The organism is Rhizobium sp. BK538 (assembly GCF_014197575.1).
Classification (GTDB): domain Bacteria; phylum Pseudomonadota; class Alphaproteobacteria; order Rhizobiales; family Rhizobiaceae; genus Rhizobium.
The window spans coordinates 222290-229017 of sequence record NZ_JACIFT010000010.1; the positions used below are offsets into that span (position 1 = coordinate 222290).

Annotated in this window: 6 protein-coding genes and 1 tRNA gene; 3 read left to right on the top strand and 4 right to left on the bottom strand. The window is 59.6% G+C overall.

What is annotated here, in order from left to right; translation table 11 throughout:
* Positions 1-78 precede the first annotated feature (78 nt).
* Positions 79-1113 carry a substrate-binding domain-containing protein gene (locus tag FHX09_RS14815; RefSeq protein ID WP_132592564.1) on the bottom strand — a complete coding sequence of 345 codons (1035 nt, stop codon included), beginning with the start codon at positions 1111-1113 and terminating at the stop codon, positions 79-81.
* Positions 1114-1310: 197 nt separating this feature from the next.
* Positions 1311-2534: a phosphate regulon sensor histidine kinase PhoR gene (gene phoR, locus FHX09_RS14820; RefSeq protein ID WP_132592576.1), complete on the bottom strand. Its 1224-nt coding sequence runs from the start codon at positions 2532-2534 to the stop codon at positions 1311-1313.
* A 238-nt stretch (positions 2535-2772) separates the two neighbouring features.
* On the opposite strand from phoR, the gene ppk2 reads away from it, so the two are divergent.
* Positions 2773-3654: a polyphosphate kinase 2 gene (ppk2, locus tag FHX09_RS14825; protein WP_132592566.1), complete on the top strand. Its 882-nt coding sequence runs from the start codon at positions 2773-2775 to the stop codon at positions 3652-3654.
* Between the two features lies 1 nt (position 3655).
* Here the strand turns inward: ppk2 and FHX09_RS14830 are convergent, their stop codons facing one another.
* Positions 3656-4843, bottom strand: a complete 1188-nt coding sequence (locus FHX09_RS14830; RefSeq protein WP_132592568.1) for a hypothetical protein — start codon at positions 4841-4843, stop codon at positions 3656-3658.
* Positions 4844-5100: 257 nt separating this feature from the next.
* Here FHX09_RS14830 and FHX09_RS14835 point away from each other — a divergent pair, with 257 nt between their 5' ends.
* Entirely contained in the window at positions 5101-6060 is a 960-nt protein-coding gene (locus FHX09_RS14835) for a nitronate monooxygenase family protein (RefSeq protein WP_007796198.1), read from the top strand.
* Between the two features lie 128 nt (positions 6061-6188).
* Positions 6189-6264: transfer RNA gene (locus tag FHX09_RS14840), tRNA-Thr, on the top strand.
* Positions 6265-6395: 131 nt separating this feature from the next.
* On the opposite strand, the gene FHX09_RS14845 is transcribed toward FHX09_RS14840, so the two are convergent.
* Positions 6396-6728 (bottom strand): HlyD family secretion protein (locus FHX09_RS14845; RefSeq protein ID WP_184450287.1); only part of this gene is annotated, 333 nt, incomplete at its 5' end.

Genomic DNA, 6728 nt, shown 5'->3' on the forward strand with positions numbered 1-6728 from the left:
GAGAAGTTCAAACCCCGTCCCCAACTGGCGGAACAAGGCAATGCCGGCGCGATCTGGTGATCGCGCCGGCAAAGGTCATTACATGGTCTTGCCGTCTTCAACGCCCTTGCGGATCGCGTCGCGCTCTGCGTCCGGAGCAGCAACGAGGCCGTATTCAGCGAGCGGGCCGTCGGGGCCGATCATCTGGTCGGAAACGAAGAAGCTGACGTATTCCTTGAGACCCGGGATGACGCCGAGGTGTGCCTTCTTGACGTAGAAGAACAGCGGACGGGAAACCGGGTACGTGCCGTTCGCGATGGTTTCGGTCGACGGAACGATACCGTTGACGCTCGCAACCTTCAGCTTGTCAGCATTGTTTTCATAGAAGGAAAGGCCGAAGACGCCAACGCCGGTCTTGTTGGCAGCGATGCGCGCCAGCGTTTCCGGATAGTCGCCGTCGATGTCGACAGCAGCGCCGTCCTTACGGACTGCGACGCAAGCCTTGGTCTGAGCAGCCTTGTCGGTGATTTCCTTGGCGATCACGTCGAGAGCGCCGGAGGCCTTGCAGCCTGCTGCGAGAACGTTCTGTTCGAAGACTTCGCGCGTGCCGTGCTTTTCGCCCGGGATGTAGGCAGCGATGTCAACAGCCGGGAGCTTCGGATTAACTTCCGACCACTTCTTGTACGGGTTGTTGACGAGCTTGCCGTCTACGACAACCTGAGCGGCCAAAGCCTTGTAGATGTCGGCCGGGACGTAGGCAACGTCCGGGTTGGACGAGTCGGTTGCGAAGACGATACCGTCGTAACCGATCTTGACTTCCTGGATGTCGGTTACGCCGGCTGCCTTGCAGGCGTCCAGTTCCTTGGCGTTGATCGGACGCGAAGCGTTGGCAACGTCGATGCTATCAGGGCCGACGCCCTTGCAGAATTCCTTGAGGCCAGCGCCCGTGCCGCCGGATTCAACGACCGGCGTCTTGAAGTCCTTGAAGGTTTCGCCGAAGGTTTCGGCAACGATCTTGGCGTAAGGCAGGACGGTGGACGAGCCAGCAACCTGAACCTGGTCGCGAGCAACGGCCGCGCCAGCGAAAGCGGCGGAAGCGGCAAGTGCTGCGACCGTGAGTTTAAAAGCGTTCATAACAATCTCCCGGGCATATAGCGGTCTGAGTGCGGCCTTGAGCGGCCCTTGGCGGTGCCGTCTATCAGCGGCCCGCTCTCTTTAGCCTCTGATGGCTAGAGCTTTTATGTCATTTTGACGAAACATTTGTGACAGGTTAAAGATCTGAATTTATTGATAAAAATTCTATTGCAATAGCAAACGTTTACAGTTTTATGTCAAAACCGCACGGTGAAGCTCGTCCCCTTCCCGACTTCCGACTTGACGATGAGGCGCGCCCGGTGTCGCGTCAGGATGTGCTTGACGATAGCAAGGCCCAACCCCGTGCCCTTCTTCGAGCGGCTATCCTCGATGCTCACGCGGTAGAATCGCTCCGTCAGGCGCGGCACGTGCTCGGCTGGAATGCCCGGTCCCTTGTCGATCACGGTAACTTCCACCGGCTCGCCCTGACCGTTCTTAAGGAAGACATCAACGGTCTTGCCCTCCTGCCCATATTTGCAGGCATTTTCTATGAGGTTTTCAAAGACCTGAACCAGCTCATCACGGTCGCCAAGCACCTCTGCTTTGCCCTGCGGAAGATGCAAAGCGATCTCGACCCCGACGTCATTTGCAAGAGGCACCAGCGAATCCCTGACGTGCCCGAGCAAAGGAACCAGATCGACTTTCTCGTCCGGGGCGATATGAGACTTCAGTTCCAGCCTCGAAAGGGACAGCAGGTCGTCCACGAGGCGGCTCATGCGGGTAGCCTGATCCAGCATGATGCCGAGAAAGCGCTCCTGCGCCTTCGCGTCGTTCTTTGCCGGTCCCTGAATGGTCTCGATAAAGCCGCGCAGGGACGCAAGCGGCGTGCGCAACTCATGGCTGGCATTAGCGACGAAGTCGGAACGCATGCGGTCGATGCGGCGGACTTCGGAAATATCCCGAAAAGAAACCACGAAGAAACGCTCATCAGCAGGCTGCTGCCCGTCAAGATCCACAGGCGCGCTGCGGACGATGTAAACACGCTCGGATGGCAGGCGTTCGGAGTGCTCGATCTGGTTCGGTGCATTGGTCGCGATCGTTTCACTGATGATGTCGAGGACGCCAGGCGAGCGCAGGCGCGCGGAAATATGGGCACCAATCGTGGCCTCGCCAAACGCCTTTTCGGCTGCATGGTTCTGGTAAAGTACCGAGGCATCATCGGAAAGCACCATGACCGGGATATCGAGCGCCGCTAGCGTCGCGGTAACTTCGACCAGGCGGCTGGCGGGGAGGTCGATAGTCTCTGGAACAGGTTCTGGCGTGACGTCCCGGATGATCGGAACCGAGTGCCACAAAGCGGTAACGATCATCAGCAACAGAAGACCGAGCACGACCCACTTGTTCGCGCCTGCGGCAAGCGCGATCAGTGCGATCAGCAGCGCCACGAGCAGGACGGGGCGCTCCTGCCGAATGCGCAAAATCAGGCTTCGTGTCCATGGCGTCTCGTCTTGCAACTGCCCCTCGCGATTTCGACTCGTACTTCTATCTTCAAACTCTGCCTGATAGCCGTGAATCATGACAGAAGTTTTCGGCTGCAGCCAGCAGACGCAAAAGCCATGATGGGAACGCACAGGAATTTCGGCAAACTGCAAGACATTTGATTTTTAACGAGAAATATGGTCGCCTGTGCTCAACAAAACTCAGAGCGGGGAGAACGCCATGGCCGATGATGTCGAGAGCAGAGCCGTCGAACTGGACATCCGCGGAAAGAAGCGCGTCTTCGATGTCGACGATCCCGTGCTGCCGGACTGGGTTGACGAGGCCGCTTTGCAATCCGGCGGCTATCCCTACGACAAAAAGCTCAAGGAAGAGGAATACCTCGAGGAACTGGAGAGGCTGCAGATCGAGCTAGTGAAGGTGCAGTTCTGGCTGCAGGCCACCGGCAAGCGCGTCATGGCGCTTTTCGAGGGGCGAGACGCAGCCGGCAAGGGCGGTGCGATTTCCGCCTCGTCAGCGCACATGAATCCCCGTCTTATCCGCGTCGTCGCCTTGACCAAGCCTACCGAGCGCGAAGCCGGGCAATGGTATTTCCAGCGCTACATCGCACAGTTCCCGACAGCCGGAGAATTCGTTCTCTTCGACCGGTCCTGGTACAACCGCGCCGGTGTCGAGCCCGTCATGGGCTTCTGCACGCCCAAGCAGTATGAAGACTTCCTGAACCAGGCGCCCCTGCTCGAGAAGGTGATTGCCCACGAGGGTATCTTCTTCTTCAAGTTCTACCTCGATATCGGCCGCGAGATGCAGCTGAAGCGCTTCCACGATCGACGCCACGACCCGCTCAAAGTCTGGAAACTATCATCGATGGATATAGCGGCACTGACGAAATGGGGCGACTATAGCGAGAAACGCGACCGGATGCTGAAGGAGACCCATACGGAATTCGCACCATGGACGGTCATTCATGCCAACGACAAGCGCCGGGCCCGGCTGAACCTCATTCGGCACATGCTGAAAACGATGGACTACGACGGCAAGGACAAAGATGCGGTCGGTAAGCTCGACGAAAAGATCATCGGTTCAGGTCCCGGCTTCCTGAAATAGCCTACTGTCCCGGGAGGATCCGCACGGCGTAGAGGTTGATGCCGCGCGCCTTGCCGTCCACGTCGCTGTTGATCATCAGACTACCGGCAGAGTTCGGCGCCAGCGATCGATCGAAGCGGACCTGAAGCAACACATCCGACTTCTGCCGGGTGACGGAGAAGCGATGCCGGGAGCAGTCGCCGAGTGACTGGAAATCGCATTCCACCGTAATCTGAGTCGGCTCATCGGAGGTGGATTGCAGCGTGATGGCAATCGTCGAGGACTTGCCGGCCAGTTGCTGTAGCACATCGGCCGGAACGCTGATGCCGACATTGCCGTCGGCGCCGCTGCTCTGCGAGATCAGGCGCACCGCCGGGCCATCGTTTTCGGCGACCTTCTGGATCTGAGATTGTGGGCCGCCCTTGATCTCATCCACGTCGGACGGCGTGAAAACCTCGATCCAGTCGGCAGAAAACGAATTTTGAGGATCGATCGCAACTGGTTCCGCATTGCCACCTGCGGCAGCATTGCCGTTGCCGTCGTCGGCACCATCGAAATCTTCCGGCTGGGTACTCGCCGGCGGATTGGCGACGCTTGTATCTCGCTCTGTGGCGCTCTTCAGCAAGCCCGAAGAGTACACCCACCAGGCCCCCATGCCGATGAAGGCGAGAAGCACGCAGGCGACCAGCAGCCGGGAGAAGAACTTGCGAGGTCTACGGCGAACGGCCGCGCGCTCCGGCCGGAAGTCCATCTGGGCCGACTTTCGTTCCGCGACAGGCGCCTCGGCAGCCGGCGCGACGCCTAGATGATCACCGCTGCCGGCATGGACGCCAGCGAGGCTGGATTCGTCGTCGAAGCGTGGGTCCGTGATCGAATGCTCGCGGGTCTCTCCGCCGATCGAAACGCTCGTCGCCTCGTCCGCTGCCACATGGGCAACGGGCTCGTGTATTTCCACCACGGGTGGAACAGGAACCTCCGGCGGTCCCTGGCGCGGATGAAGACGCTCGCGCTCCTCCGCTTCGATCATGTGAATCGTCGTTTCGAGCCGGTGGCGGTGATAGGCAACCGCTTCCGTGTCGGTGATGTCCTGCTTGCGAAGACCGGCTTCGAGAGCCTGACGCGCGGACTGGTAAATCTTTGCACGGACTTCGGGATTGTCGCGATCGGCATTGCTGAGCGCCGTTCTGATAGCCGTTTCTAATCCGCTCACGTCCGGTCCTTTATTCTGAGACTGGGCCCTGTCCTTAACACTTCGTAAATGCGGTAACCGCTGCCACGGCAAATCGCAAGCCTCCGCCCTGCCTGCAATCCGCATCGGCGGGGGAAAACGCAGGGTTGCCGTACGCCATCTTATGTCCTTGCAAAGAATAGCCGATATTTGTGGAATCGATAGAGCGAGCTTTTCCTCCGACAAAGTCTCTGCTATCACATTGACGTTTTCGTAAACGTCAATTCTTATGGTGTCCCATGGCCCTACCCCCGATCCTGACCCAAGATCTCAGATTGCCGGTCGTCGCCTCGCCGCTCTTCATCATTTCGCACCCGGCGCTGACGCTGGCGCAATGCAAGGCCGGAATCGTCGGCGCCTTTCCGGCATTGAATGCGCGGCCGGAGAGCCAGCTCGACGAATGGCTTGCCATGATCACCGAGGACCTCGCCGCACACAACACCGCAAACCCTGGACGCCCGGCTGCCCCGTTTGCTGTCAACCAGATCGTCCACATGTCGAATAAACGGCTGGAGCACGATCTCAGGCTCTGCGTCAAATACAAGGTGCCTGTTGTCATCTCGTCGCTCGGCGCCGTACCGGAGGTGAACGCCGCCGTGCATTCCTACGGCGGGATCGTGCTCCACGACGTCATCAATAACCGGCATGCGAACTCGGCCATCCGCAAGGGTGCTGACGGGCTGATCGCCGTCGCAGCCGGTGCCGGCGGCCATGCCGGCACGCTTTCGCCCTTTGCGCTTGTCCAGGAAATCCGCGAATGGTTCGACGGGCCGCTGCTGCTTGCCGGCGCGATTGCCAATGGCGGCGCCATCCTCGCGGCGCAGGCGATGGGAGCCGACATGGCCTATGTAGGCACTCCCTTCATCGCCACCGAAGAGGCGCGCGCCTCGGAAGCCTACAAGCAGGCGATTGTCGACGGCATGGCGAACGACATTGTCTATTCTAACTACTTCACCGGGGTGCATGGCAATTATCTCAAGCCGTCGGTCAGGGCCGTCGGCCTCGACCCCGACAACCTGCCGGTTGCGGATCCCTCGAAAATGGATTTCGAACAGGCCGTCGGCGGCGCCAAGGCCTGGAAGGACATCTGGGGCAGCGGACAAGGCATCGGTGCCATCAAGGGGATCGAACCCGTCGGCAAGCTTGTCGATCGGCTGGAGGCCGAGTATAAAGCCGCCCGGACGCGGCTGTCGCTCTAGGGGCTGGCCGCAGATTTCCACAGCGCCCTTCTTTTTTACCGAAGAGATGACAGGGCGCTTGAAATCTTCAAACAATGCCTGTATCAGCGCCATGCAAATCGTGGGCCGCATCGTTCGGCCACAGAGTTGCCGCTTTAGCTCAGTCGGTAGAGCACATCATTCGTAATGATGGGGTCACGTGTTCGAGTCACGTAAGCGGCACCATTCTACTCCTTCCCATTTGAAATTATGCGCATCGCACGCGCTTGCGAACCACAGTCGGTGACAGCGGTAGCGCTCTAGGTGCCCGATCGTCGGCACCACCCCGGTCTCTGAGGTCTGCACTGTTCGATACGCTACTCCTCCCTGAATGCCTTCATCATCTGGTCGGTGAATGGCTTGAGGAGGTATGAGAGAGCGGTTCGTTCGGCGGTCTGGACGAAGACTTCGACGGGCATTCCGGGGATGAGTTTGTTGTCCTTGAGGAGGTTCTGGTCGTTAAGGGAGAGGGAGGCGAGGTAGTAGGGCTGGCCGGTTGCGCGGTCGAGGGTTGTTGCGGCGGCGACGACGGCGACGGTGCCGTGGAGTTCGGGGGTGGTGCGCTGGTTGAAGGCGGTGAAGCGCATGCGGGCGGGCTGGCCGGGAAAGACGCGGTCGATGTCGACGGGGGGAATGCGGACCTCGATGGT

What these genes read in the sequence shown, in the direction of transcription:
- FHX09_RS14815 (WP_132592564.1), bottom strand. Translation starts at nt 1,113, where the DNA reads ATGAACGCTTTTAAACTCACGGTCGCAGCACTTGCCGCTTCCGCCGCT.
- ppk2 (WP_132592566.1), top strand. Translation starts at nt 2,773, where the DNA reads ATGGCCGATGATGTCGAGAGCAGAGCCGTCGAACTGGACATCCGCGGA.
- FHX09_RS14835 (WP_007796198.1), top strand. Translation starts at nt 5,101, where the DNA reads ATGGCCCTACCCCCGATCCTGACCCAAGATCTCAGATTGCCGGTCGTC.